The 23,582-nt window shown below is 65.6% G+C and carries 21 protein-coding genes; 12 read left to right on the top strand and 9 right to left on the bottom strand.

Annotated elements, in window-relative coordinates:
• Positions 1-126 precede the first annotated feature (126 nt).
• Complete coding sequence (locus V9E98_07855; GenBank protein MEI2716897.1) at positions 127-1,572, top strand: alpha/beta fold hydrolase; 1,446 nt, start codon at positions 127-129, stop codon at positions 1,570-1,572.
• On the opposite strand, the gene V9E98_07850 is transcribed toward V9E98_07855, so the two are convergent.
• Positions 1,515-2,906 carry an amino acid permease gene (locus V9E98_07850; GenBank protein MEI2716896.1) on the bottom strand — a complete coding sequence of 464 codons (1,392 nt, stop codon included), beginning with the start codon at positions 2,904-2,906 and terminating at the stop codon, positions 1,515-1,517. The genes V9E98_07855 and V9E98_07850 overlap by 58 nt on opposite strands.
• Positions 2,907-3,051: 145 nt before the next feature.
• Between V9E98_07850 and V9E98_07845 the strand changes: the two genes are divergently transcribed.
• A complete protein-coding gene (locus tag V9E98_07845; protein MEI2716895.1) occupies positions 3,052-4,797 on the top strand; it encodes an aminotransferase class V-fold PLP-dependent enzyme in 1,746 nt (581 codons plus the stop codon).
• A gap of 15 nt (positions 4,798-4,812) precedes the next feature.
• Here the strand turns inward: V9E98_07845 and V9E98_07840 are convergent, their stop codons facing one another.
• The 4 genes from V9E98_07840 to V9E98_07825 all read right to left on the bottom strand — a co-directional run bounded on the left by V9E98_07840 (position 4,813) and on the right by V9E98_07825 (position 7,787).
• Entirely contained in the window at positions 4,813-5,346 is a 534-nt protein-coding gene (locus V9E98_07840) for a hypothetical protein (protein ID MEI2716894.1), read from the bottom strand.
• Between the two features lie 165 nt (positions 5,347-5,511).
• On the bottom strand, positions 5,512-5,673 hold the full coding sequence (locus V9E98_07835) for a DUF2510 domain-containing protein (protein MEI2716893.1): 162 nt from the start codon (positions 5,671-5,673) through the stop codon (positions 5,512-5,514).
• Positions 5,674-5,806: 133 nt separating this feature from the next.
• The gene (locus V9E98_07830) at positions 5,807-7,195 is read right to left on the bottom strand and encodes a sulfatase-like hydrolase/transferase (protein MEI2716892.1); all 1,389 of its coding nucleotides are present in this window, start codon (positions 7,193-7,195) and stop codon (positions 5,807-5,809) included.
• A complete protein-coding gene (locus tag V9E98_07825) occupies positions 7,152-7,787 on the bottom strand; it encodes a sulfatase-like hydrolase/transferase (protein MEI2716891.1) in 636 nt (211 codons plus the stop codon). Before V9E98_07825 ends, V9E98_07830 begins: the two co-directional genes overlap by 44 nt.
• 568 nt (positions 7,788-8,355) lie before the next feature.
• Here V9E98_07825 and V9E98_07820 point away from each other — a divergent pair.
• From V9E98_07820 to V9E98_07805, 4 genes are all read left to right on the top strand, one after another.
• Positions 8,356-8,931 carry an amino acid permease gene (locus tag V9E98_07820; GenBank protein ID MEI2716890.1) on the top strand — a complete coding sequence of 192 codons (576 nt, stop codon included), beginning with the start codon at positions 8,356-8,358 and terminating at the stop codon, positions 8,929-8,931.
• A complete protein-coding gene (locus V9E98_07815; GenBank protein ID MEI2716889.1) occupies positions 8,915-9,823 on the top strand; it encodes an APC family permease in 909 nt (302 codons plus the stop codon). The genes V9E98_07820 and V9E98_07815 overlap by 17 nt, the downstream gene beginning before the upstream one ends.
• Positions 9,824-10,573: 750 nt before the next feature.
• Complete coding sequence (locus V9E98_07810; protein MEI2716888.1) at positions 10,574-12,451, top strand: DEAD/DEAH box helicase; 1,878 nt, start codon at positions 10,574-10,576, stop codon at positions 12,449-12,451.
• A gap of 175 nt (positions 12,452-12,626) precedes the next feature.
• On the top strand, positions 12,627-14,288 hold the full coding sequence (locus V9E98_07805) for an NAD(P)/FAD-dependent oxidoreductase (GenBank protein MEI2716887.1): 1,662 nt from the start codon (positions 12,627-12,629) through the stop codon (positions 14,286-14,288).
• Positions 14,289-14,352: 64 nt separating this feature from the next.
• On the opposite strand, the gene V9E98_07800 is transcribed toward V9E98_07805, so the two are convergent.
• Together V9E98_07800 and V9E98_07795 are read right to left on the bottom strand one after the other, a co-directional pair.
• Positions 14,353-14,748 (bottom strand): VOC family protein, encoded by a 396-nt coding sequence (locus V9E98_07800; GenBank protein MEI2716886.1) that lies wholly within the window; start codon positions 14,746-14,748, stop codon positions 14,353-14,355.
• A gap of 98 nt (positions 14,749-14,846) precedes the next feature.
• On the bottom strand, positions 14,847-15,458 hold the full coding sequence (locus V9E98_07795) for a hypothetical protein (GenBank protein MEI2716885.1): 612 nt from the start codon (positions 15,456-15,458) through the stop codon (positions 14,847-14,849).
• Between the two features lie 214 nt (positions 15,459-15,672).
• Between V9E98_07795 and V9E98_07790 the strand changes: the two genes are divergently transcribed.
• Entirely contained in the window at positions 15,673-17,295 is a 1,623-nt protein-coding gene (locus V9E98_07790; GenBank protein ID MEI2716884.1) for an alpha/beta hydrolase, read from the top strand.
• Positions 17,296-17,356: 61 nt separating this feature from the next.
• On the opposite strand, the gene V9E98_07785 is transcribed toward V9E98_07790, so the two are convergent.
• Both V9E98_07785 and V9E98_07780 read right to left on the bottom strand, forming a co-directional pair.
• Positions 17,357-17,869 (bottom strand): hypothetical protein, encoded by a 513-nt coding sequence (locus V9E98_07785; GenBank protein ID MEI2716883.1) that lies wholly within the window; start codon positions 17,867-17,869, stop codon positions 17,357-17,359.
• Positions 17,870-17,942: 73 nt separating this feature from the next.
• Positions 17,943-18,197, bottom strand: a complete 255-nt coding sequence (locus tag V9E98_07780) for an acyl-CoA-binding protein (protein ID MEI2716882.1) — start codon at positions 18,195-18,197, stop codon at positions 17,943-17,945.
• A 307-nt stretch (positions 18,198-18,504) separates the two neighbouring features.
• Between V9E98_07780 and V9E98_07775 the strand changes: the two genes are divergently transcribed.
• The 5 genes from V9E98_07775 to V9E98_07755 all read left to right on the top strand — a co-directional run bounded on the left by V9E98_07775 (position 18,505) and on the right by V9E98_07755 (position 23,292).
• On the top strand, positions 18,505-19,014 hold the full coding sequence (locus V9E98_07775; GenBank protein MEI2716881.1) for a thioredoxin family protein: 510 nt from the start codon (positions 18,505-18,507) through the stop codon (positions 19,012-19,014).
• On the top strand, positions 19,014-19,799 hold the full coding sequence (locus tag V9E98_07770) for a cytochrome c biogenesis protein CcdA (protein ID MEI2716880.1): 786 nt from the start codon (positions 19,014-19,016) through the stop codon (positions 19,797-19,799). Before V9E98_07775 ends, V9E98_07770 begins: the two co-directional genes overlap by 1 nt.
• An 85-nt stretch (positions 19,800-19,884) precedes the next feature.
• On the top strand, positions 19,885-20,166 hold the full coding sequence (locus V9E98_07765; GenBank protein ID MEI2716879.1) for an excalibur calcium-binding domain-containing protein: 282 nt from the start codon (positions 19,885-19,887) through the stop codon (positions 20,164-20,166).
• A 161-nt stretch (positions 20,167-20,327) separates the two neighbouring features.
• Positions 20,328-21,296 (top strand): SDR family oxidoreductase, encoded by a 969-nt coding sequence (locus tag V9E98_07760; GenBank protein ID MEI2716878.1) that lies wholly within the window; start codon positions 20,328-20,330, stop codon positions 21,294-21,296.
• 973 nt (positions 21,297-22,269) lie between these two features.
• Positions 22,270-23,292, top strand: coding sequence for a LacI family DNA-binding transcriptional regulator (locus V9E98_07755; GenBank protein MEI2716877.1), 1,023 nt, complete (start codon positions 22,270-22,272; stop codon positions 23,290-23,292).
• Positions 23,293-23,582 lie beyond the last annotated feature (290 nt).

The following is a 23,582-nucleotide window of genomic DNA, read 5'->3' as shown; positions in this document are numbered from 1 at the left end:
GGCAGTCCCCCGGCGCGAACGGACAGTCCCCCGGCGCAAACGGACAGTCCCCCGGCACGAACGGGTAGCCGGCGGATCGGACATCCCGCTGCCCGCGGCCTCATGGCGGTCCTGATCATTTCACTTGTGAGCGGATGCGGGTTGTTCCTCGCAGTCCCCGAGAATCTCGCAGCCCCCGAAAACGCGACTCTCGACAGTCCTCCCGAGGCGTTGGCGCCCGGCAGCATCACCATGGCCGAACTCGAAACCTGCCCCGACCACCCTCGGCTGCGCTGCGGGACCATGCGGTTACCCCTGGAACGAGCGGAACCTCGACGGGGAGAGATCGACGTCGCGTTCGCTGTGCGTCCCCGCGACGATCGAGGGTCACCATCGCAGGGTGCCATCGTGGCGATCGAAGGAGGTCCGGGATACGGCAGCATCGACAGCGCACCCGGCTACGTGGCCACGTTCGGCTCCCTACTTCGCCACCGGGAACTGATCCTGGTGGACGCCCGTGGTGCCGGTTCATCCCAACCGATCGACTGCCCCGATCTACAGCGCGAACGTGTCGATGACGAGCTCGGTGTCGCGCGGTGCGCCGAACAGTTGGGCACCCGCTGGGACTCCTATCGCACATCGGCAGCCGCGGACGACATCAACGATGTGCGCGCGGCGCTGGGGTACGAGCGGGTACAGATGTACGGCGACTCCTATGGGACCTTCTTGGCCCAGTCCTACGCGTTCCGTCACGGCGACACCTTGGAAGCCCTCGTCCTCGACAGCGCATTCCCGGTCCGCGGGGAAAGCCCGTGGTACCCGAGCCTGTGGGCAACGGGAATCCAGGGCCTGACAACCGCCTGTGACCGCTCCCCCACGTGCCACGGCGATGCGCGCCGGCGCCTCGACCGGTTCGTGGCGCTCCAACACAGCCGAGGTGAGGACATCGGGCCGTTGCTGGACGCGATCAGCGCTGCCGGCTACTCGACACCAGAGAACTACCTGGACATCGATCAGGCGATCTCGGACTACCTCGCCGGATACGAGCGGAGCTACCGCGAACTCACTGCCCCCGGGCGTCGCGGGTTCGGAGCTCCGGGCAAATACTCCGTCGGGCAGGAGATGGCGATCAGCTGCAACGACTATCCGATGATCTGGGACAAGAACGCACCGGACCCGGATCGTCGCCGACAACTGGCGGACGCGATAGCCGCGTATCCCCAAGACGCCTTCGCCCCTTTCACCGCGGAGGAGATCGTCATGAAGTCCGACTACTCGTACCGGGAGTGTCTGGGTGCGCCTCGCCCCGGCGATCTCTACGAGCCGCCCGCCCCACAGTCAGCCACTGCCCCCGATATCCCGGTACTTGTTGTCGCCGGCGAGTTGGACAACGTCACATCTCCGGCGGAGGCCGAGATGACCGCCGCGCTGTTCCCCAACTCAGAGCTGTTCCTCTGGCGCAACGCTGGGCATGTCCAATCGCTCAACAGTCCATACTCAGCGGGTGCGATCACGATTCGCCGGTTCCTGCGGGCTCACGTCGACCCCGGGGCCGTCCCGGACGGGGACTTCGCCTTCCGCGCCATCCGATAGAAGATCAAGAGTCCGACCACCAGCGCAGCCAGGGACATCCACAGCAGGTTCATGCGAGTTCCCTCCGCGGTGAAGGCGCCGTAGATGATCAGGATGACGAAACCGACCGCAACGGTCGCGACGGCGCCGTCGAGCCACCAGAGTGCTCCGGGAGTGCGGGTCGACTGACGCCGGGAGATGTCGATCAAGGCCAGTGCACTGAGTCCGTAGGGCACCGCAGCGCTGAGCCCAGCGAGCAACACCATCACCGTGAACACCCCCACGCCCGCCTGACCCACGAAACCGATGACGACCAGCAGCGACGCCAGGCCCGTCGACAACACGATGCCGAAAACGGGGATCCCTCGATCCGACTCGCGAGCGAAGTGCTTCGGGAACAGTCCCTCGCGAGCTGCCACCTGCGAGATCTCGGCGCACACCATCGTCCACCCGTTGATCGCGCCGAACCCCGAGATGATGGCTGCGATGGCAACCGCGTAACCAGCCCACGATCCGCCGAACATCGCGTCGAACGACAGCACGAAGGGCTGGGCACCGGGGGCCTGCAGATCGGCGTTGGAAACGGTTCCGAACACCACCAGGGTCGACATCAGATAGACCGCGGTGCACGCGAGTGTGCCCAACAGACTGGCCAGAGGGACGTTGCGGCGCGGATTGCGCACCCGCCCCGCAGCCACCGACGCCGTCTCGACACCCAGGTAGGCGAAGACCGCCAACGCCATGCACGAGACGATCGCGGCCAACGGAGCTTCGCCAGAGAGGTCGAACGGCGTCAACAGGCTCCAGTCGATGAAGAACAGCCCGACCGTCGAGATGATCACCAGCGGAATGAGCTTCAGGACTGTGGTGAGGACCTGCACGGATGCCATGTTGCGAAGCCCCGAGATATTGATGGCGGCGGGCAACCACAGACCGACCATCCCGATCACCATGCTGCCGATCACGTTGCGATCGGTGTTCACGAACACCTCGACGTAGACGATCCATCCGACGACCATTCCGGCGCGCGACACCCACGCGGTGATCCAGTAGAACCACGCGGCGAGGAACCCTGGCAGCGCTCCGAACGTCGAGCGCGCATAGGAGTACGGACCACCCGCGCCTGGATCACGCCGCGCCAGCGCACCGAAGGTGAGCGCCAGAGCGACGGCACCGACAGCTGCCAGGCCAAAACCCACCAGCGAAATCGGTCCGTAGGGGGCGAAGGCGGCTGGGAGCAGGAACACGCCGGTCCCGATCACGGAACCCATCACCAACGCCGTGGCCGGGACGATTCCCAATGTCGACCGCGAGGACACGGCGGACGGCTGGTGCTGTGTATCGGCGGCACTCATGGCGCTCCTTCGGGTCACCTGACCACGTACGCGCCATGTGACCGTTACCTCCACCATAGGCCTCTGGAGTGCCCGGGAGGCATCGGAGGAGGCGACTCACCACCGACAGCGCGACGCGTCGGAGAGGCTGCCATACCCTGCGAATATGAGTTCTCTCACTGCCATCCCGGACCGCGATCCTGAACTGGTCGACACGCCTCTGATGCTCACCGTGCGCAACTCAGTGATCGGTGACGACCAGGTGATGGATGGACCCTATGGTCCGCGCCGGGTCACGTACGCGGACTACACGGCCAGCGGTCGCGCCCTGACATTCATCGAGGACTTCATCCGCAACGAGATGCTGCCGCGCTACGCCAACACCCACACCGAGAGCAGCGGGACCGGGCTGCAGACCACCCGTTTGCGCGAAGACGCTCGCGCACTGGTGGCTGAGTCGGTGGGAGCAGACGACGAGTACGCCGTCATCTTCGCCGGCGCGGGGTGCACGGGGGCGATCGACAAACTCGTGGGGATCCTCAACATCAGGGTTCCTGCCGATCTCGACGCCAAGTACCGGTTGACTGATCACATCCCAGCCGACGAACGCCCCGTGGTGTTCATCGGCCCCTACGAACACCACAGCAACGAGTTGCCGTGGCGAGAGTCGATTGCCGATGTGGTCGTGATCCATGAGGATCCGGATGGCCAGATCGATGCGTCCCAACTGGAATCCGAACTGGTCACATACGCGGACCGGCCGTTGCTGATCGGCTCCTTCAGCGCCGCGAGCAATGTCACGGGAATCATGTCCGACGTCCAAGGGATCACCCGATTGCTGCACGCGCACGGCGCCTTGGCGTTCTGGGACTACGCCGCGGCAGCCCCGTACGTGGAGATCGACATGACACCCGGCGCTGACGATCTGGCGATCGACGCCATCTTCTTCTCTCCGCACAAGTTCATCGGAGGTCCCGAGACCCCGGGAGTGCTGGTGGTCCGCCGCGAGCTCGTGACCAACAGCGTCCCCGATGTGGTCGGGGGCGGCACGGTTCTGTTCGTCAACCCCGATGAGCACGTGTATCTGTCGGACATCGTCCATCGCGAGGAGGGCGGCACCCCAGCGATCATCGAAGCAGTGCGGGCGGGACTGGTCATGCAGTTGAAGTCGGCAGTCGGGATCGACGTGATCCGGGCCCACGAAACCGACTTCGTGCACCGGGCGATGCGAGTCTGGGAACGAAACCCGGCCATCGAGATCCTGGGCAGCCACGAGGCCGACCGCCTGTCCATCGTCTCGTTCACCATCCACACCCCCAGCGGCCGGTATCTGCACCACAACGCGGCCGTCGCGATGCTCAACGACCTCTTCGGAATCCAGTCACGCGGTGGATGCTCCTGCGCCGGCCCTTACGGTCATCGACTGCTGGGCATCAACCTCGAAGAGAGCCACGAGTTCAGCCGTGAGGTCGCACAGGGCTGCGAGGGAATCAAACCGGGCTGGATCCGGATCAACTTCAACTACTTCATTTCCGAAAACGTGTTCCGCTACATCCTGGCGGCTGTCGACCTGATCGCGAGTGACGGCTGGCGCCTGCTGCCCGACTACACGTTCGACCCTGTCTCGGGGTTGTGGAAACACCGCAGCGGCCCGATCGAACCGCCACAGCGGTTGTCGCAGATCAGTTATGACTCCAACGGCGCGATGCAGTATCCACACAACAACGACCGGGCCCCGGAGTCGGCGCTGCTCGACTACCTCGAGCAGGGCCGCCGGATCCTCGCCGACGCCCGGCCGAACACCGAGCCGACCGAATCCGGGGAGTTGGTGTCCGCCGGACTGGTCCGTGACGACTTCGAGGCACTGCGCTGGTTCGACCTGCCCCCGGTGTCCCTGCGATCAACTCGCTGACCAGAGGGCCGTCACTCAGGCCAGATCCTCCGTCGCCTTGTCCGCGGCCTTATCGACACCCTTCGCCAACTCCTCGAGCGCAGCTTCGACGTCACCTTTGTCGAGGGACTTGCTCGCCTTCTTGGCGGCACGCGACAGTGTCCGGTCGATGTCGGTGCCGACCTCATCGACCCCGACGGCCACGACCGCCGCCTGGCCTTCCTCGAGCATGGCGCCGAGTTCCTTCAGATCGTGTCGCGACAAGCCACCGGCGAAGTGCCCGATCGTTCCCAACACGGCTCCTCCGACCACGGCGTCGGCCAGGACAGCCGCACCGGCGGGAGGGAAGATCACCCCGAGAGCTGCTCCACCGATGACCCCGACAGTCCCGGCGACCTTGCCCGCGTTTGTCTTCTCGTGCACGTGGACCCTGCCGTTGTCGTCCTTGACCACGACAGCGGCGGTGATGTGCTTCAAACCTGCCTCACGCAGCGAAGCGAAGTCATCGACGGCGGATTCGGTGTCGTTGTAGGTCGCGGCGTAGACGACGTAGTCAGTGGGTTCGGACATTGCTCTCCCTCAACTCTTCCTGGACTCTCTCTGACCTCGCGCTCGGCCATGTGATGCGGGGCCCGGCGTGCTGGGCCCTATCAGGGACGTTTCCAGAGATCAGCGCACGATGCACGGCCACCGCCCGATCTGACGGTGAGACCACGCGGGGCCATCCGCGACGGACTACTCCGACTTCGACTCCGGTGGCTTGGGGCGCGCCGGGATGGAGATGACCATGGGACGCGTCTTGTCAGTCCATGCGTGGCCATCCCAATAGCGCTCGCGGGGTTCCCCGTGGGGGTCCGGGTACCAGCCGGGATCGATCGCACCGATGTGTTGGCTCATGCTTCCTCACTGGCCGCCCCGAAGACCTTGCTGTTCCCCGGGAAGTGGTTGTTCCCCCACCAATCCTGCCGCGTTTGGCGACACAGGTGACATCGCACCGACACGTTGTGCTGCACGCCTGCTGACATGCGTCTCAGACCCCCACTCCGCCAGGGACTCCCGGCTCACGGCGCCGGATCCGCGGTTCCAGCCGCTTCGCATCACGTTGGTCGACGAGCAGTGCCGCCAACTCCGCGATCTGATCGCGGAATCGAGAGTCGCGCGCCAGATCGTTCATCTCCGTGGGGTCTTTGGTCATGTTGTAGACCTCGACCTGGTCAGGGACCGGTGTTGTCTTGACGGTGGTCGTGGCCTGCTTGTCTCCGGGGGTGTTGACGTTCCCTTCGATCATCGTGACTACATCGCGAACCCCCGGGACACTCCAGAACGCGGGGTTGTCCCAGTAGCGGTTGTACTTCCATTGCTCAGGGGCGCCGTTGGGGCCGGTCGGCAGCTTCGCGATCACCGTCTCCACATGACAGGGCTGCGTCACGGCCGCGTACATCACACCGGTCGTCGTCTCCTGGTTCGCACCTCGGGTCGGCTCGTCGTCCGTCATGAAGTAGACCGGTTGCTTGTAGCGGTCCGGCTTCTTCTCCCCCAGCAGTAGCCCGGACAAGTCCCGCCCGGGGAACTCACGCACCTGCGTATGTGTGCGTTTGAGTTGGCGGCGGACCTTCTTCATGTCGGCACCTGCGAGACCCAGCATCGTCGGCAACAGATCCGCATGGGAGGTCAGCACGTCCGTGGCCTTTGCCTTGGGGAAGAGGGAGGGGTTGTGGAACACCAAGGGAACGCGCAGCACCTCGTCGTAGGCCTGGTGCCACTTCTGGAACAAGCCGCCGTGAGCACCCAGCAACTCGCCATGATCAGAGACGAAGACGACGATGGTGTCGCGGTAGAACTGCGTGCCACCACCCTTGAGTGCCTTGACCACCTTGCCGATCTGTTGATCGACGTTCGCGTGCAACTGGTAGTAGAAGCGCCGGTAGGCGTCGTTGTTCTCGGTCGGCTGGAACGCCTGCTCGTACACGCCGCGGTAGCTGGCCTGGGCAGTGGGCTTGCCGCTGAGATCCTCGTTGCTGGAGGTGTCGTAACGGGAGTCGAAGAGATCCCTGGGGACCGTTGACCCCTGCAGTTGTTGGGCAAGGTAGTAGTTCCGCGACGCGAGCGTGAGGTTTCCCCAAATGGTGATGTCGTGCGGATCCACGAACGAGGTCACGAGCAACCATGGCTTGTTCGACTGCCTCAGACGCCTGAGTTGTTCCACACCCTGGGAGGCGTAGTACGCGTCGCGGCCGTTGCTGGTCGGGTTCGATGATCCACTGTTCAACGGACTCTGGCCGTGCGGTTCCGGACCGACCCAGCCGGTGAAACCGTAGGCGTCGAGCCGATCCGCCTCGAGGTAGACCTTCTCCAAGTCGGCATCGGGACGCCCTTCAGCGTCGTAGCTGGGAAGCGCATCCCAGGTTCCGGGCTGGATCAGGTCGGCGTGCGAGATGTGCCACTTGCCCTTGTAGAAGGTCTCGTAGCCGGCGGGCCCTGAAGTAGTGGCCCATGGTCGGGACTGTGGTGGGGTCGAGCCAGTACAGGTCCTCCTCGACGGCTGCCTTCGCAGCCCCGTCCGTCTGGGTCACGCCGTGCAGAGACGGATACTGGCCCGTGAAGAAGGACGTGCGACTCGGAGCGCACGCCGCCGACATGATCTGGTGATTGTCGAAACTGAACCCGCGGCGAGAGATCGCATTGAGGGTCTTCAATTCCTGCCGACGCCAACGCTTGAGCGCCTCAGACTCGTAGACCGCGGGCGCGCGCATCTCATCGACCACGACCACCAGGAAGTTGGGGCGCCGGCGCAACTTGCCGCGCGGAGTGAATGGCGCCGGCTTGGCCACCTCGACGGAGTTGGCGGCCACTGTGGACCCGAGGGTCGTCGCACCCGCCAGGAGTCCGGCGGATGCACCCACGGCCTGCATGAGTCGACGCCGGGTGAGACCCGAGTCCGTGCGGGATCCGCCCTCCCCCCGGGGAGACGGCTCGGCCGGGGGTTGTGATCCGGAGTGGGAAGTGTCCATGCGCCCTCCGCGGGTGTGATCTGCGCACTCTACCCTCGCAACCCGCGGACCTCGCCACCATCAGCGCAGACCTCGCCCGATCACCGGCAGACCTCGCCCGATCACCGGCAGGCCTCCACCGCTCACCCTCGGCTCCCCCGATCACCACCGACCCTCCCCCGGGTCACCACCGACCCTCCCCGGGTCACCACCGACCTCCCCCAGGTCACCACCGACCCTCCCCCGCTGCACCACCGACCTTCCCCGATCACCAGCGGACGTCCCCCGATCACCACCCATGAACTGCCCCGAACCCGTATGCCGCAACTCGCCACGCGACCCGCTCGCAGGCGCCCTACGCTGTCGGCGTGCGGAACCGCGTCTGAGTTGAGCCCGAGGGTTGCGGCCTGGGTTCGACAGGGACCTCAGTGTGGCGGGAGTGTGGCGGGAGGTGGTGTCGTCGTGGGCAGTCCATGCGTGATCGACGTGCGCCCGAGTCGACTCTCCCCGAGCGAAGCCCCGAGCGAAGGCGGAGCCGGGAGAACTGCGGGCGACCCAGTGAGCAGGGGCGTCATCAGGGGGAACCCCGATGAGTGACTCCCCGGCCCCCGGGGTCACCCGCAAGAAGGTCTTCGGTGTCACCGGCCTCGCCATCTTCACCTTCTCGTTCCTGGCGAACGTCAACACGACCCCGCAGTTGGCCACCTTCGGTCTCGGTTCGATCGTGTTGTTCCTCGCGGCGATCGTGCTGTTCCTCGGACCGACGGCCATGGCATCGGCCGAGATGGGCTCCACCTGGCCCCGTACCGGTGGTATCTACGTGTGGACGCGACTTGCCTTCGGCGAAGCGGCCGCGTTCATGATCATTTGGCTGGAGTTCGCCAACTTCGTGGTGGCGTGGCCCGGGATCATGGGCACTCTCGCTCTGCAAGCGGCGTATCCGATCGACCCGAACCTGAGTAACAGCCCCGCGTTCCTGATCCCGATCGTGGTGCTGGTCACTTGGTTGGCTGCCGCGATGGCCCTGCGTGGATTGCGTGTGGCGAAGGGATTCGCCTGGTACTCCGTCATCGCCGGGACCCTGATTCCGGCGGTGCTGTTGGTGGGGTTCGCGGTCGCGTTCTTGGTCGCCTGGCAATCCCCCTGCCATGGAAATCTCGGCTGACGCCCTTGTCCCCGATATCAGCTTCAGCAATGTCGCGTTCATCTCCGGCGCCCTGCTCATGTTCTCCGGCATCGAGATCTCCGCGATCCACAGCGGCGACGTCGAGAACCCGGGTCGGACCATTCCTCGCTCCAACTTGATCGCGGTTGCCCTGTGTTTCCTGTGTTTCGCGCCCGTCACGCTCGCACTTGCCGTGGTGATCCCCAGCGGAGACATCAACATCGTCACGGGCCTCATCCAGTCCGGTGAGGCGATTTTCGACCAGTTCAATGTCGGTTGGATGACCGCGGTTCTCGCATTCCTCCTGGTCACCGGCTTGGCTGCGGCTCTGGTGCAGATCCTCGGTGGCCCGTCGCGAGGATTGGTGGTGGCCGGGCGGGTAGGCGGCAACCTGCCGCCTGCGTTGCAGAAGGAGAACCGCAACCGTATGCCCGTCGTCATCATCCTGGGTCAGGCGGCTGTGAGTTCCGTCTTGGCCCTGGGCTACGGACTCCTGGGATCCGTACAGAACGCGTGGTTCCTGTTCGCGATCATCCAGACGAATATGACGTTGATCATGTACGGCATGATGCTTGTCTCCTTGGTGAAACTGCGCATCTCCCAACCCGATACACCGCGCCCCTACCGGATCCCGGGCAAATGGGTCGGACTCGTCGCCGTGATCGGGGTCGGACTGCTCGTGTGCCTGCTCGGACTTATCGTCTCGATGATCCCGACGGAAGAGGCGACCGGGATGTCGACCGGCGCCTACGTCGCGGTGGTGGTCATCGGGACCGGGGCGTTCCTCGCCATGCCGTTCCTGTTCTGGTTGTTCCGCAAGCCGTCCTGGAAGGTCGAGAGCGAGGTTGATGCCCTGGCCGACACCCCCGACCCGGAAGCCCTGGCAACCTGATTCGCTGCGGCCGACAAAGCCTCACCGCCAACGACGGGACCTCGCCGCAGGTGGCGTGATCTGAGCACCGGGTGGCGGGCTCGCGGCATTCTGCGCGCGAGCTCGTGGTTGAACCGCACACGAACACCGGTCAAATCACCGCTGGGCGTTATGGGACGCAACCCAGCGGTGGACACCGCTCACCCACAAACCCCGAACCGCCGGACCCCGAGCGGCTGAGCCCAGAGCCACCGAGCCGACAGGGACCGGGGACCCCCGAGCCGCGACGAGAATGACTCGACCCCGCCACACCGAGCCGTGATCCCGTCACATGTGGCGTGGTCGCGGCATCCGGGAATGGGGAACCGGGGCCTCCGAGCCGAGGGCGGAAGTCTCCCCAGCTCACCGCGAAAGGGACTTGAACCCGCCACCTCGTGCCGTGACCCCGTCACATGTGGCGTGGTCGCGGCACTCGGGAGGTTGGAACCTGGGCCTCAGAGCCCACGACGGAGGTGAGCCCCCGTCTGCGGGAATCGGCCACGCGTTGCGCACTGCGTTACGCTCCGAACGACCCGCGACGGCGTTGCGGCGGATGGGATGTGGCACGTGCACGCGGACAACGGACCGACCTCGGAACACACCGACCTAGGGTCGGGGCAAGAAGACACCGAACGCGGGTCGGAGCATTCCGCGCCCACCTCGGATCAAGCCGAACTCAGCTCGGAAGACCCCGGCCAAACGCTGGATGAGATTGGATTCGACAGCTTGGGGTTGAGACCGGAACTGGTCACCAGCCTCGCAGCACTCGGATACGAGGCGCCGACGCCGATCCAACGAGCGGCGATACCCCAGATGCTCAGCGGCAAGGATCTCCTCTGCCAAGCAGCGACGGGCACGGGAAAGACCGCGGCGTTCGCCCTACCGATGCTCAGTGAGCGCGCCGACAACACTGGCGGGACCAGCCCGACTGCCCTGGTACTGGCGCCGACGAGAGAACTGTGTATGCAGGTGGCCGAGGCGATCCACCGCTATGGCCGCCCATTCGGGACCCGCACTCTGCCGGTGTATGGCGGTCAACCGATCGGTCGGCAGATCAGCGCTCTCAAACGAGGTGTGGACATCGTCGTGGCGACTCCCGGGCGGGCACTGGACCTGCTCGAGCGGAAGGTCCTGGTCCTGGACGACGTCACGACCGTCGTACTGGACGAGGCCGACGAGATGCTCGATATGGGGTTCGCGGAGGACCTCGACGCCATCTTGGAGCAGGCCCCCACACAACGTCAGACGGTGATGTTCTCGGCGACCATGCCCAAGCGCATCCTCCGGATCGCGAAGGCGCATCTGACCGATCCCGAGCGCATCGAGATTCCCCGCGAGGTATTGCCCGAGGGCGAACGGCCCGCGATCAAGCAGACCGTCTACATCGTGGCCCGGGCCCACAAGGTGGCGCTGCTGGGCAGGATCCTGGACCTGGAGTCCCCTACCGCGGCGCTGGTGTTCTGCCGCACACGTGACGAGGTGGACCAACTGACCGAGACCCTCAACGGTCGCGGCTACCGGGCCGAAGGGCTTCACGGGGGCATGGACCAGCGGCAGCGGGACCGCGTCATGAACCGTCTGCGCCGAGGAGATGCCGAACTGCTGGTGGCCACCGACGTGGCCGCTCGTGGTCTGGACATCGACCAACTCACGCACGTGGTGAACTTCGATGTGCCGGCGGCACCGGAGTCGTACGTCCATCGGATCGGTCGGGTGGGGCGTGGCGGTCGGGAGGGCTCAGCGATCACCATCGCCGAGCCGCGCGAACAGCGGTTGATCCGCAGCATCGAACGGACGCTCAAGCAACACATCGAGATCGGCCGGATCCCGACCTCGGCCGAGTTGCGGGAGCGTCGCATGGCCACCACACGCGCGGTCCTGGCGGGGATCTGTCAGGACGACGACCTCGACGCCTACCGCGGCTTGCTGGGTTCCCTCACCGATGACTTCGACCCCGACGATGTCGCGCTCGCCGCGATCAAGATGGCGCACCTCGCGACCATCGGTGACGCCGGCGAGGAGGACATCCCGGTGGTGGAAGCCCGCCGCGACCGTGACCGTGACCAGGACCGTGACCATCGCAGGGATCGGGGCCGGGGGCGGGGCCGGGACCTGGGCCGGGGCCGAGACCGAGACCGGGACCGAGATCGAGACAGCGGCGGACGCAAGGGTTACCGCGAGTCCGGTCGTGGTGGAGACGGTCGGCTCGGTGGAGACGGTCGGCACGGTGAAAGTCGGCACGGTGAAAGTCGGCACGGTGAAAAGGGCGAAAGAAGAGGAAAAGGCGGGAAGGGCGGGAAGGGCGGCAGAAGGGACTTCGACTCCTCCCGAGCACCGGGCAAGGGCAGGGATCGACTGTTCATCGGTGCGGGTCACGATGCCGGGATCCGCCCAGGAGACATTGTGGGCGCGATCGCCAACGAGACAGGATTGACGGGCGCCGACGTCGGCGCAGTACGCATCTCCGACCGCTTCACGACGGTTGAGGTTCCGTCAGATGCGGCCAAGGACGTGATCCGCGCCCTGTCCTCCACCAGGATCAAGGGCAACAAGGTGAAGGTTCGCCGGGACCGACACACCGACTCCGGACCTCCGAAGCGGCGCAAGTAGCCGAACCGCTCCCCAGGCAGCACATCGACCGCCCCCAGGGCAACAGGCGCGGGAACCCGAAGCACCCGGCGGGGCAGACCGATGGATGACCGGGGCCGATGACCACACACCGGTGCGGGACAATCGCAGAACAGCACCAACAGGCGGCGCAACCAGTCCAGGTGGGAGATGCCCGATGAGCAGGAGAACTGCCCAGCCCTACAAGCGTCACCCGGTGACGGATGACTACGACGCCATCGTCATCGGTTCGGGGATCGGGGGCTTGGCCTGTGCGGCCATGCTGGCGAAACATGGCGACAAGAAGGTGCTGGTGCTAGAACGGCACTACACGCCCGGCGGCTACACGCACGTCTTCCATCGACCTGGTTACGAGTGGGACGTCGGGGTTCACTACGTCGGAGACGTCTCCCCCGGCTCGCCCACCCGCAGGGTGTTCGACGACATCAGCGACGGCCGCATCGAGTGGGCGGACATGGGGGATGTCTACGACCGCGTGATCATCGACGGCGACATCTACGACCTGCCCAAGGGACGGCGGAATCTGCGTGACGCGCTCGTGTCGTGGTTCCCTGCCGAAGAGTCGGCGATCGACGGTTACTTCGATGCTGTCCGTGCCGCCGTGTCCGCCTCGATGCCCTTCCAGGCCAGCAAGACCTTTCCCAGCGCCATTGCGGCGCTCGCCGGCCCACTGCTCAAACGCAACTTCCGGCGCTGGTCGGACCGAACGACCCGCCAGGTACTCGAGGAACTCACGGACGACCAGCGCTTGATCGCCGTGCTCACTGCTCAATGCGGTGACTATGGGCTGCCTCCCGCGCAGTCCAGTTTCGCCATGCACGCCCTGGTCGCCAGTCACTACTTCCGGGGTGGCTACTACCCCGTCGGTGGGTCGGGGGTGATCGCGGAGTCGATCATCCCTGTGATCGAGCGCGCGGGTGGAACGGTCCTCATCAACGCCGAAGTCGCTGAGATCGTGATCGAGGACGGTCATGCCGTCGGTGTCCGTATGGCCGCCGACGACAAGGTCATCCGGGCGCCGATCGTGGTCAGTGATGCCGGCGTCGTGAATACCTTCACGCACCTGCTGCCGCACGATGTCGCCCAGAGCAAGGGGCTGCTGACCGACCTCACCCAGGTGTCGCCGTCGATGGGCCACCTGTGCCTGTATCTCGGGTTCGACAAGACGGCAGAGGAGCTGGAACTGCCGAAGCACAACCTGTGGATCTACCCCAACGACGACTACGACCGCACCTTCCGCGACAGCCGCACAGACCCGGAAGCGGACCTGCCGCTGGTATACGTGTCGTTCCCCGCGGCCAAGGACCCGGACTTCGAGCGCCGTCATCCCGGGCACTCCACCGTGGACGTCATCACCGCAGCGCCATACGAATGGTTCGAGCACTGGCAAGGCAGCAGGTGGAAACGCCGCGATTCCGAGTACCAAGCCTTCAAGGACGGGCTGGCCGATCGCATGCTCGAAGCCGTCTTCTCGCAGTTGCCGCAACTGAGGGGGCAGGTCGCCATCGCCGAGATCTCCACACCGTTGACCACGCAACACTTCGCCGGTTACTCGCGCGGTGAGTTGTACGGCTTGGACCACACCCCGCAGCGACTGCGGCAGGGATTCCTCAAACCCACGACTCCGATTCCCGGGCTGTACCTGACCGGGCAGGACATCGTGACGTGCGGCGTCGCGGGCGCGATGTTCGGCGGTGTGCTCACGGCAACGACACTGCAGCGCGGCACGCTGATGACCGGCATGGTGAAGTCGGCGCTGCGCCGAGCGCTGCCGTCGTTGCCCGGCCTGCCCGGCCGCTCGGCACAGCCCAACGCATAGCCCGGATCCGGGCATAGCTGTCGCGCCGCGAACCGCGCCAAGCCACGTGTCGAGGGAGCAGCGGCTACCTCGCCTCGGGGTCGGGTTGATGCACGCCGAACGTGTTGCCCTCGGTGTCGAGGAAGTAGCCCTGCCACGCCATACCGGTCAACGCCATCTTGGGCAGTGCGACCTGACCGCCCGCGGCAAGTACCTTCGCGGCGGTTTCGTCGAAGTCCTCCACCCCGATGGTGCAGACGAATGCGGCCAGTCCGTGTCCTGGCCCCGGGGCAGGAGCGGGACGCGGCATCAGCCCGCCGTTGATGCCCATCTCCTCATCCGGGCCCGTGACGACACCCCAGTAGGGGGATCCGGTGAAGTGGCCGTAGTCCTCGAACTTCCAGTCGAACACCGCCCCGTAGAAACTCTTGGCTCGTTCCAGGTCATCGGCCTGGATCTCGAAGTGGACCACTCGCGACATACCCACACCAATCGCTCGATCCGGCCGTTCTCGAGCTCCTCGATCGAACCCTGGCCGGCGCCTCACCCGAGGCCTTTCGACTGTACTGCCGGGTCTTGTCAGCGAGCCATACGAGCCGCGACCACCAGCCCGGCACGCCAGCCGGGGGCGCGACCACCAGTCGGTGGATTGATCCTCGTGGTGTCGACACCGCTGCTGGTCAACACCCAGGACACGATGCTGTTGGAGTTCCACATCTCGCCCGTTCGCAACTCGTCGCGTCCCCACACCGGGGTGGGGACATCGGGGACCACGGCCAGGACACGACGCACGACTGCGGGGTCCTGCGTCAGACGTTGCGGCCCACCCACCGCGTAGTTGGCGTCTGGAATCACGCCATGGCGCCAGCGGCGGATCTCGTAACGGAAGATCCGCCACCGCCCCGCAGGCCGAAACCCCACGACACCCCCCGCCACAACGCCGCGGTTCACCGGACTGCCGATTGCCGGAACGGGTGTCTGCTCGACCACATAGCAACCCTCGGGCGTGTGGATCTGCAACGCCGAATGGTAGAGGTCGCAGGCTCGCCGCCGCTGGAGCGCCGCAGCCACGGCCTCGAAGATCCGGCCACTGATTCGTGCAGCATGGGCGCCAGCACCGAGTGGGATCCACAGGATGTCGACGGCGTTGGTGCAGCGTGGGTTCTCCGCGTGGTCCATCCGTTCCGTCACACCATCACCTCACGTACCTGACGCCTGCACTTCAGGACCTCCTGCGCACGCCGGTCAGGGCTCCTTGACGACAATGGCATACCTCAGGTTGGGCAGGTAGCGACGCCACTGACCCCGATCACTCTTCAATCCATGGCCGGGTCTGTGATCCTCACCGGTCACCCGCCAGCGAGGCGGGTTGCAGGGCGTCGGGTCGAGCCTGAACACTGAACGTATGACTGCCGCTGCCTCGCCGACCGAAAGACCGCGCTCTGAACGGAAGCTCCCCCGCCACTCGATGGTGGCCACCTTCGCAGTTGCCGCGGTGGCAGGCGGGAACATCATGCTTGCCCCCGGCAACGCGTCGGGATCCACGGGCATCGCGGCCCCTGCCGCGTCAGCACCGGTGGCGTCGCAGTCGACGGTCAACTGGGCGGACTGCCCCTCCGACGCCCAGCCGGACAAGCAATGCGCCACCGTCAAGGTGCCCAAGGTCTACGGCAAGTCCGGCAGTGGAACCGTCCGGATCGCTCTGGCGCGCATCCCAGCCACGGGCACCGCGGACCAGCGCATCGGCTCACTGTTCTGGGACGCCGGTGGGCCAGGGGGCCCGAGTACCGAATTCATCGACTCCGTCGCCGCCCGTATGTCACCGGCGGTACGGAAGCGCTTCGACTTCGTGGCGTTTGATCCCCGTGGAATCGGTGCGTCGACGCCGAGCCTCGGGACCTGTGAAGGCCCCTGGCCCATCCGGCCGGCCGACACCACCACCCCCAATTGGGCAACAGTCCAACGCAAGTCGGCCGCGGACTTGGCCGCCGCCAACCGTGCATGCGTCCGCAACGCACGCAATATCGCGGGGGCCATGGGGACCAACAACGTCGTGCGCGATCTGGAGCAGCTACGCAAGGCTGTCGGAGACCGCAAGCTGACGTTCTGGGGAACCAGTTACGGCACGCGGATCGGCTATGTCTACGCGCTGAAGTACCCCGACAAGGTGCGGGCACTGGTCCTCGACGGCAATATCGACCCGTCCAGCAACTACATCGGACTGCCGGAGATCGGCGGCACCGCGCAAGACCTCGCACTGCAGTTCATCCGCAACCACGACCCGAGCGCTTACCAGGCGGTCATGGAGACGGGCGACTCCCTGGTAGAGACTCCGATACCACTGGACAACGGTGGCGTGTTCTCTCATTGGGACTGGCTCGACGTGGCGGGCAACTTCGTCGCATTCCAGAGCGCGTGGGGCGATCTGTCGGCGGCGGCGGAGATCGTCAACCTTGCGCGCGGAACAGATGAGCAGTCCGAACTGGCCCGAGCTCGCCTGGCCGCGTGGAAGCAACTTCCCAACAGCAACGAGGGTGGCGGCTTCTCCATGGTGAACTGCCTGGACTACGACCAGAGACTCACAGCGAAACAGGAGACTCAGATCTCGCAGGTCAACGCGCGCGACTACCCGGTGTTCGGCGGCTCGTTGTCCATGATGTACGCGATCGGGTGTCGCGGGCTCAACTCCATCGACCCGGATCCGATCCCCTTGGTCACCAAGAACAAGCAGCGCGCCAAGTTGGGCGACGTTCCGGTCCTGCTGGCAAACGCCACCAAGGACGGTTCCACTCCCCTGGCATGGGCCAAGAGCATGCAGGCTGCTTTCGACCGGCCACTGCTGAAGTACAAGAGCAGTCAGCACGTCATCTGGGGAGCGACGTCGTCGTCGTGCGTGAACAAGCCGATCGACCGTTTCGTGATCCAGGGGAAGGAACTCACGCAGAGCCGCACATGCCCGTTCGCGCCTTCACCCCCGAGCGTGACGAGTTCGGCGCTGACGACCGATCAGTGGGGACAGCTGCGCTGACGCTGATCGGAAGCTTGGCTCGCGAGGGCGACGTCACTGATTCGCCTCGTGGTTCGGAGGGTCAGATGGGCTCCGCGGCGGAACTGCCGGCCGCACCTAGGGGCACCCTCCGGACCCGCAGGCACTCGCGTACCCCTACCACCCGCATGCTGCGCAACTCCGACTCAGGGAAGGCGTCCGCAACCGAGGCGAGGGGCACAACTGCCGGCTGGTCGACGTCGTAAGTCCGACCGTCGTGGGTGATGGTGGCTGAACCCCGCGCCAGCACGTTCTTCAGCCAATCCGTCTCGCTGCCGTACACGAGCGCCACCACGAAACCGTCGTCCGTCGGCATGACCCCGACCGGTGTCCGGTAGTCCCGCTCCGACGTCCGTCCGATGTGGTGCACGATCCCGGCGTAGGCGCCAGGCCGCCCTGCGGTCTTCATCTGGCGCGGGTTGAAGACGGCACGGTTGATCCGCCGTTGCGTGCGCACCACGATTGACCGCTTGTTGCGCATTCCCATCAGCCACACGAGTCCGAGTGTGAGGACGCCCAGGACGAGCAGTGCAACGGTCTTGAGCAGTCGACTCATGAGCGCCTCTCGTTCTCGAATGCAACCGCGGGTCGGCCACCCCATGGCCAGGCACGGCTTTCCACCCGGTGCCTTACTTCAGGGAGTCGACCAACGCGATGTAGTCCTGCTTCGCCTGGTCACTCGACATGCCGGCGATCTTGGCGCGGGCATCGTGCTTCGCGCGTCCGACCGGGTTGGTGAAACCTGGCCGCTTGCCCGCAACATCACCTTCGTTGGCCTGCTTGAACAGGGCATACATCTGCAGCATGACGTCCTGGTCCGGCGCTTTCGTCAGCGTCTTCGATGCGGCAACCGCTGCTTCGAATCGGTCGTCGAGTTCTGCCATGGTCTGCTCCTATCGAAAGGCTGACAACCCCAGCGGGTGTTCTCATGTGATCGTCCGGGAGTGAGGGGCCAGGTCGCAACCGCGCGGTTCGACCGGAGCCTACGCATACGCACCGGAGCCGCACCTGAGAGTCGATCACCCGCCCTGCGGTGAAGCGGGCTTGCCGATGCGGTGAACTCCCACCACCGTAAGACTCTGGTAATCGAATCCAACTTTCGCGAAGCGGCTTTATGAGTTGTCCTTGAGTGACGGACAAAGCCCCAAGAACAGCAGCGAAACGCGCAAAGCCTCACCGAAGGAGACGACAGTGACCATCACTCGAAACGCAGCGACGGTGCCGGGAATCGCCGCGGTGCTGCTTCTCTCGTTGGCGGCGTGCTCGTCCGGATCGGGCTCGACCGCCGCCGACCCCGCGGCCACCCCCGCTCCCGTGACGTCGAACACGCCCGCGGAACCCGACTCGAAGCCCACGCCCGACGGCAAGAAGCCATCGCAGCCGGCAACGGTGCCCGGGGCGTTCATCAGCTACGCGGACTATCAGGCGGATTCGTCGAAGTACGCGGCTGGCGATGTCGTGCTCTTCTTCAACGCGACCTGGTGTCCGACGTGCCAGGAGGCGAAGGGCAACTTGGAGTCGACCTCGATCCCCGAGGGGCTCACTGTCGTCAGTGTCGACTATGACGACAACACCGACTTGAAGCAGGAGTACGGTGTCACAACCCAGCACACGTTCGTCCAGATCGCTCCCGACGGCAAGGAACTGACGAAGTTCACCGGTTCGACCACTGTCGATGAGATCGACAGTCAACTGGTCTGATGATCGCCCTTCTCGGCGCCCTGATCGCCGGTGTGCTCACCACGCTGGCGCCCTGCGTGCTTCCCTTGCTCCCCATCATCGTCGGAGGCTCGGTCGCTGCGGAGACTCCGATCAACGGTCAAGCCTCGAGCGGCTCTGGGTCCGTGGCAGTCGCGACGAGACAGCGATCACGTATCCGTGGGCCCGTGATCATCGCATCCTCCCTGGGGGCGTCGATCATCGTCTTCACCCTCCTGCTCAAGGCGACGACCACCCTGATCGGGATCCCCACCTCGGTGTGGGAATGGGTGTCCGGTGGCCTGCTGATCGTGCTCGGTGTCGTGTCGTTGTTCCCGCATCTGTGGGAACGAGCCAGTACGGCATTGGGACTACAGGCTCGCTCCAGCGCCCGACTCAGCGCCGCGCGCCGCACCGACGGGACTCTGGGGCTGATCCTCACCGGGGCAGCCCTCGGACCGGTCTTCACGTCCTGCTCCCCCTTGTACGGATATGTGATCGTCACGGTGCTGCCCGCCGACGCCGCATTCGGGATGCTCCTGCTCCTGGCCTACGTCGCCGGACTGTGCGGAACCCTGCTGGGTATCGCACTCCTCGGCCAGCGCGCCGTCCGCGGAGCACGGTGGGCCGCCGACCCTGACGGCTGGTTCCGCCGCGGACTTGGTGCAGTCTTCATCCTCGTCGGAGTGCTCGTCCTGACGGGGTGGATGAAGGACATCGAGACCTGGCTCATCGCCAATAGCCCGATCCGCCCCTGGGATCTCGACCAAGGTTTCATCCCGCGCTGACCCCGCGGCTCCTCGACCGGACGACCGATCCACAACAACACCAAGGACCACAAGGCCGGTCCTGCAACCGAGAGAAGGAAACCCCATGACAGTACGACCTCGCATAGCCGCCATCGCCGGGATCTTGACCTTGACCGCGGCAACGGTGGCGGTCCCGGCCACCGGTCACGCCGAGATGAAAGCCGGCACCGGGTCATGCTCCGAACTGCGGCAGGACTACAGCGGCGGGGTGGCCAAGAGCAAGAAGGCTGCCGACCGTATCGTCAAGAAGGGTTTCCAGCGACCGATCGTGTGCAAGCGCCTGTACCTGCAGGTACACAGTGCGCTGGATCCCAACGGAAACAAGGTCGCCTGCGAAACCCGGTGATCCGGCCGCGGCGTCGCAGCGGTTGAGAATCTTGCTGGTTCCCCACCGCTGCGACGGTAGGTTCACCCTCAGGGGTGGTGACAACCACCCGACTGCTGCGGGCGACGGGTGACTGCGAAGGCAGTGTCTCGGTTTCTCCGCGCACACCTGAAGGAGTGGCCGTGACTTCGCCTTCCCCCTCGGACCCTTCCCCCTCGGACCCTTCCCCCTCGGGCTCGGGCTCGCCGCACAACGCCGCCCCCGCCACCGGCTCGCCGCACAACGGCGCCCCCGCCACCGGCTCGCCGCACAACGGCGCCCCCGCCACCGGCTCGCCGCACAACGCCGGGCCCGCCACCGGGCGGGTCGCCCTGGTGACGGGGGCATCCGCGGGTATCGGCCGCGCCACCGCGAACGTGCTGACTTCCCGCGGGTGGACCGTGATCGGAGCCAGCCGCCGAGGCACCGCTGGGGCCGGCTGGCGTGGACTGGTGATGGACGTCGACAGCGACGAGTCAGTGCGTGAGGGCGTGGCCAGTGCAGTGGCGCACCGCGGCAACATCGACGCGCTGGTGCTGGCCGCTGGTTGGGGCCTCGCGGGTCCAGTGGAGACCACCACTCCAGCCGAGGCAAAGGCCCAGTTCGAGACGAACTTCTGGGGGGCGGTGCGGGTGGCCACCGAGGCCCTTCCGGCACTGCGGGCGCGCTCGGGTCGGATCGTGCTGATCAGCAGCATCGGAGGTCAGGTGGGAATCCCGTTCCAGGCCTACTACAGCGCGAGCAAGTTCGCTCTCGAGGGCTGGGCCGAGGCGCTCGCGTACGAAGTCGCTCCGTTCGGTGTGGACGTCACGCTGATCCAGCCCGGCAACTTCCGCACCGACTTCACGTCGGGCAGACGGGAGGCTGCCGCGGGTAGTGGACCGTACACATCCGCATTCCGGCGGGCCGTGCGCGTGATGGAGCACGACGAGAGCAATGGTGCCGACCCGGTCGCTGCGGCCCGTGTCATCGCCGCGCAACTGGACGCCCGACGCCCGCGGCGCCGGATCTCCGTCGGTCCGGGGCGTGACCGAATCGCGCTGGTGGCCAAGCGTGTACTGCCCCACCGTTGGTTCGAAGCAGTCGCCAAGGACGGGCTTGGGGTGTCATGAGGAACCCATCCCGGACGATCCTCTGACTCGCCCCGAGTAGAGCCCGGCGATGCCCAAAGTCGCCGGGACTGCCACGAACAATAGGAATGCCCAACGCAGTCCACCCCAGTTCAGTTGCTGGCCAGTAACGAGCCAGCACGATCGCCAGGAGAACGGCGCCGACACCGGAGGCGACAGCCGGTGGACGGATGCGGACCGCGTCGTTCTCCACCATCATGACTACGTAGATGACACCCAACGCCAGCAACCACGATCCGATCGAACGCGATGTCAACGGTGTCAGCGGGGTTGCAGAGTATTCGGCCACGACCGCGGGGAGGATCAACATCATCACGCCGAGGATCACGGACACCGTACCGGCGACGCCCAGTGCGTATCGATACGCCGAAGAGAGAGGTGCGGTGCGGGGTGGGTCGACTCCGCCGGCCCGAAACTGAAGCACCAATGCGGCTGTCACCAGAATCGGATAGATGACATAGAGGGCCAACCAAATCCAGGCTGACCACCGTCCCACCCCGGAACCCTGCAGATGGAAGTTCCCCAGGTGCATCAAGATGGTGGCCAACGTCGCCCACAGGAGGAAGGTCACCCCAACGACGCCGGCTCGCGCATACGCCCACTCGGGACGGCGCCAACTGAGGAAAGCCAAGAGGGCAGCCGTCCAATAGAACGAACCCAGGACCGCGGCTGTCGATCCCGCCGCGATCGTCCATGCAAAGTAGTCGGCGGTGTAGTCACTCAAGACGAACAGTTGGACACCAGCGAGAAAAGTCAGAATGGCCCCGGCAATGAGCACGAATCGCGTCAGGGGCAGTGTCAGTTGATAGGTGTCAGTCACAGCGTCGACGGTATCGACAGGATCCCCCTTGAGTAGTCCATCAGGTCAATCGCCAGAGCGGAACCGCGATCGTCGAGGGACCTGACACCATCCCATCAGCAGTGATAGACAACGCGAAGGTCGACCGGAGAGCGTGTGCGAGGCCATGTAGTGACCAACAACACCGGGCATCAGGTCACCCTCGCGCAGGTTGCACTGCGGGCGGGGGTGTCACGGACCACTGCGTCTGCGGCTTTGAACGGAACCGGCCGCCTGTCGGAACACACCCGCGAGCATGTCCGCGCTGTCGCCAAACGCATGGGATACCGGAGCAACCCCCAAGCGCGGGCATTGCGTCTCGGCCAGGCACCGATCCTGGGAATCCTGCTGCGGCGTCACCTGTCCTTGCTGCCAGGCTTCGTCGAAACCGGATTCTGGCCCGGGCTGATGTTCGCGCTGACCGAGGAGTTGACGGCAGCGGGAGTCGGAGTGCTCACCGTGACTGATACGGCAGTCGACAGCATGCGCCACCTCCCGGTGGACGCCGTGCTGACCGTCACCGATGACCCCACCTCCGATGCCGCCGTCCGCGAACTGCCGGGCTCAATCCCCCGCATCGTCGCCGGCGACCCGCAGGCGCACGGGCAGTTCTCGACGGTCGGCCACGATCACGTGATGGTGGTGCGAGATGTCATGGACCACCTGAGGGATCAGGGGGCGAAACATCCCGGCCTGTTGGTGAATCGACACGTGACGTCAATAGCCCGCCACCCCACGACGACCGGCTACCGCAGTTGGTGCTCCGATCACGGGGTGGCGCCCCAGATCATCGAGGTGGATCTATCCGAGAGTCCCACCACCCAGTTGGAGCGAGCATTCGCCGCCGGCTGCGACGCTGTGTACGCACTCACCGGAGACAACCAGGCAGCGCTGGCTGCCATCACCGAGCACGGCCAACGCCGGGTTCCCTCCGACGTGCTCGTGGTTGGATTCGGCGAGAGCCTGCTGGACGGACTCACATCACCCCCGATCTCCACCGTCAGTCTGATGGGGCCCGAGTGTGGCCACGTCGTTGCCAAGTTGGCGTTGCGCGTCATGAAGGGTGGCGACCACGAGCACGTTCTGCTCCCGTACCGGCTGACTCCGCGAGCGTCCTCACTGCGGCACCACCAGGCGTGACCGGCCCGGGGACGACCCGCTGCAGCCACCCTTCGTCAGTCGCCGGTATCAGGTACCGCCCGCCCGACTCACCGCCCTGACTCAGCCGCCACCCGCCGCCGCCCGACTCAATGCCGTTATCGCGCCGCATGTGGCTGCCTCGCGGCACGAGGTGGCCGACAAGCGGCAATCTGCGCGCGAGGTCGCAGGTCAGGCAGGGCACCATTCCAGGTTGCGGGTCCCAATTGCGGGCCGGAGTCGGCGAGCGGCCTGAGCTTCCGCGTCCAGGGATTGGCACCTGAGCTCGCCGA

It is taken from the genome of Candidatus Nanopelagicales bacterium (genome assembly GCA_037045355.1).
Lineage (GTDB): Bacteria > Actinomycetota > Actinomycetes > S36-B12.
Note: the sequence above shows the minus strand (reverse complement) of the source record. Positions and strands in the feature narration are given on the sequence as shown.

Excerpts from the sequence above, each read along its gene's own strand:
- V9E98_07850 (MEI2716896.1), bottom strand. The coding sequence starts at position 2,906 with ATGAGTGCCGCCGATACACAGCACCAGCCGTCCGCCGTGTCCTCGCGG.
- V9E98_07845 (MEI2716895.1), top strand. The coding sequence starts at position 3,052 with ATGAGTTCTCTCACTGCCATCCCGGACCGCGATCCTGAACTGGTCGAC.
- V9E98_07840 (MEI2716894.1), bottom strand. The coding sequence starts at position 5,346 with ATGTCCGAACCCACTGACTACGTCGTCTACGCCGCGACCTACAACGAC.
- V9E98_07835 (MEI2716893.1), bottom strand. The coding sequence starts at position 5,673 with ATGAGCCAACACATCGGTGCGATCGATCCCGGCTGGTACCCGGACCCC.
- V9E98_07825 (MEI2716891.1), bottom strand. The coding sequence starts at position 7,787 with ATGGACACTTCCCACTCCGGATCACAACCCCCGGCCGAGCCGTCTCCC.
- V9E98_07820 (MEI2716890.1), top strand. The coding sequence starts at position 8,356 with ATGAGTGACTCCCCGGCCCCCGGGGTCACCCGCAAGAAGGTCTTCGGT.
- V9E98_07815 (MEI2716889.1), top strand. The coding sequence starts at position 8,915 with ATGGAAATCTCGGCTGACGCCCTTGTCCCCGATATCAGCTTCAGCAAT.
- V9E98_07805 (MEI2716887.1), top strand. The coding sequence starts at position 12,627 with ATGAGCAGGAGAACTGCCCAGCCCTACAAGCGTCACCCGGTGACGGAT.
- V9E98_07800 (MEI2716886.1), bottom strand. The coding sequence starts at position 14,748 with ATGTCGCGAGTGGTCCACTTCGAGATCCAGGCCGATGACCTGGAACGA.
- V9E98_07790 (MEI2716884.1), top strand. The coding sequence starts at position 15,673 with ATGACTGCCGCTGCCTCGCCGACCGAAAGACCGCGCTCTGAACGGAAG.
- V9E98_07785 (MEI2716883.1), bottom strand. The coding sequence starts at position 17,869 with ATGAGTCGACTGCTCAAGACCGTTGCACTGCTCGTCCTGGGCGTCCTC.
- V9E98_07780 (MEI2716882.1), bottom strand. The coding sequence starts at position 18,197 with ATGGCAGAACTCGACGACCGATTCGAAGCAGCGGTTGCCGCATCGAAG.
- V9E98_07770 (MEI2716880.1), top strand. The coding sequence starts at position 19,014 with ATGATCGCCCTTCTCGGCGCCCTGATCGCCGGTGTGCTCACCACGCTG.
- V9E98_07765 (MEI2716879.1), top strand. The coding sequence starts at position 19,885 with ATGACAGTACGACCTCGCATAGCCGCCATCGCCGGGATCTTGACCTTG.